The organism is Faecalibacterium sp. DFI.5.82 (genome assembly GCF_029076575.1).
Taxonomy (GTDB): Bacteria; Bacillota; Clostridia; order Oscillospirales; family Ruminococcaceae; genus Faecalibacterium; species Faecalibacterium duncaniae.
Window position 1 is genome coordinate 1 of record NZ_JARFIS010000364.1, and the last position, 320, is coordinate 320.

Below are 320 nucleotides of genomic sequence, written 5' to 3' on the forward strand. Positions count from 1 at the left end.
CATCAAACCGCCGCCCATTACGTCCCATGTACTCCAGCCCTCGGCATTGTCGAGGGTTGTCAGAACTTCGTTGACCGTATGCAGGGCGGTCTTTCCGGCATTGATAGCTTCCAGCAGCTCCCGTTTTTGGACTTTCAGCGCGGCAATACGGCTTTCGCTTTCCGCAATCTGCTGTGCGGCTTGGTGGGCAGATGCTTTGATGCTTTTGATTTTTTCGGAAAGAGCAGCTTGATACTGCCTTTCGCAATCGGTCAGTCGTGCCAACCTATTTTGAATTTGTGCTAAATCAGCATCAACGGAAGAAAGGTCATGGAGAGCCG

At 51.6% G+C, this 320-nt stretch carries 1 pseudogene; it reads right to left on the reverse strand.

Annotation, left to right across the window (positions count from 1 at the left end):
- Positions 1 to 320 (reverse strand): annotated as a pseudogene (locus P0G09_RS17010) (hypothetical protein); the annotation flags it as partial.